This window comes from candidate division KSB1 bacterium (genome assembly GCA_024655945.1).
In the GTDB taxonomy this organism is placed as follows: Bacteria; Zhuqueibacterota; Zhuqueibacteria; order JANLFK01; family Oleimicrobiaceae; genus Oleimicrobium.
In genome coordinates this window covers 1-1,814 of the sequence record JANLFK010000022.1, presented here as the reverse complement: position 1 = coordinate 1,814, position 1,814 = coordinate 1, and the positions used below count along the sequence as shown (strand labels likewise).

Annotated in this window: 1 protein-coding gene; it reads left to right on the top strand. The window is 56.9% G+C overall.

Features of this window, described 5'->3' with window-relative positions; translation table 11 throughout:
- Positions 1-244: 244 nt before the first annotated feature.
- On the top strand, positions 245-1,036 hold the full coding sequence (locus NUW13_16060; protein MCR4440523.1) for a phosphodiester glycosidase family protein: 792 nt from the start codon (positions 245-247) through the stop codon (positions 1,034-1,036).
- The last annotated feature ends 778 nt before the right edge of the window (positions 1,037-1,814 follow it).

Sequence of the window (1,814 nt, the reverse complement as noted above, 5' to 3'; positions counted from 1 at the left end):
GCGACAAGATGATCCTTGATTCCCAAAGTCCACTTTACTATCTTTTCCATCGGCACGACAGACCTCTTGGTCACTCCGGGTACTGCGTGTTGCCCCAAGAGTTACGAATATCTCTGATGCCTTTCAAGTATCTACCTCAAGCTCACCCTGCACAACTTGTAAAGAAGACCCGGTTCATGAAAGTCTGTGCCCCGAGACCTAGGGCAACTCATTCTCAGCGGAAGCCATGCAGGAGGATCTGCAAATGCGCAGGACATTGGCGGCGGTTAGCGTGACCATCCTGTTTGTCTTGTCATGGGTGGAGATGTGGGCTCAGACCCACGACTGGATGCAACTTGAATCCGGTCTGGATGTACGGTTTGTGGAAGCACAGCAGCACACCCCTGTGGGCAATTCTCGAATCACGGTCGTCGGTTTGGACCCCGGACGCTGGCAGCTCGTGTTCATCGGGAGGAGCAACACGAACGAACCTCACGGGCTCACGGCACGTGAGTGGTGCGCGCGCTACAATCTGAAGGCCGCAATCAATGCCGGGATGTTCGGCAGCGACTACAAGACGCACCCGGGGTTTCTGCGATCTCGCGGCCACACAAACAGCGCCCAGGTGAACAGCTATCAATCGGTCGCTGCGTTCGATCCACGTCCACGCAGCGAAGCTCCCCCATTTCATATCTTTGACCTGGACGAACCTGGCGCCAGCTTGGACTTGATTCTGCAGAGATACCAATCAGCAGTTCAGAATCTGAGGCTGATCAAGCGGCCGGGCAAGAACAGATGGGGTCAGCAGGAGAACATGTGGAGCGAGGCTGCTCTCGGGGAAGATAGCGAGGGCCGCATCTTGTTCATTTTTTCCAGGTCCCCATTCACGATGCATGATCTGAATCGAGAACTCCTATCAGCCGAGATTGGGATTGTCGCGGCCCAGCATTTGGAGGGTGGGCCGGAGGCGCAGCTGTATTTGAAAGCCGGAGGTCAGGAGATCGACCTTTTTGGGAGTTTCGAAACTGGCTTTCGGGAGGATGATACGAACACCTAGGCGTGGCCAGTGCCCAACGTTCTTGGGATTCGGCCCGCAAAATAGAGGTGGCTAACACGGGCTTGCACCTGAAGGGCTTCGCTCCCGGCGGATGCCCAAGCCGTCAGGTCCCCCAAGAAAGGGTGCGCAGTAACCGACCAACATGACACGAATAAAAGGCGGATTTGCTGTGGACGAGTCGGACGGCAGTCATAGTTGCCCGAACGCGACCCGCAAATTGATCCCAGAAAACCCTGAAGACCTGGGAAGGCAATGCGGGCGCAACGCGACTTGTGACGGGGACGGTCGGCACTTCCTCAGAGCGTAGCCTACCGGTTCGCCTCCGGTCGCGTTCGCTTTCCCGTCGTGGCCGAATCGGAGGTGAACCATGAACAACAAGAATCCGCTCCTCGTCCCCGTGCTGCGCGAGATGCTCGCCGCCGGGGATTCAAGAACCCTCAAAGATTTCTGCGAATCGGGACACCCAACTTTTCCTAGGCATCGGATGTCCACACCCGAAATCTTGCGTTTGCCCGCTCGGGTTGTCTTTGCATCCTCGGCTGCCCCAGCTGATCAGAAACGGGGTCAGAACCGCAACCCCAGGGTGAGGAGGGTTGCGCCACGAAAAAGGAGGTCCTCGCGCGATTCTCGAAGTGGACCAGTATTCAATTGCCCAAAGCCCAACCTCTGAATGATGCGTATGAGCGGCGTCTGGTGCAGCTGTGCAAAGTTCCCCTCCAGGAATGACATAGCCAGGCAAGACCTTCCCAGTGGTGTCGTGGTCGGGCTGGTGGAGGAG

Excerpts from the sequence above, each read along its gene's own strand:
- NUW13_16060 (MCR4440523.1), top strand. The coding sequence starts at position 245 with ATGCGCAGGACATTGGCGGCGGTTAGCGTGACCATCCTGTTTGTCTTG.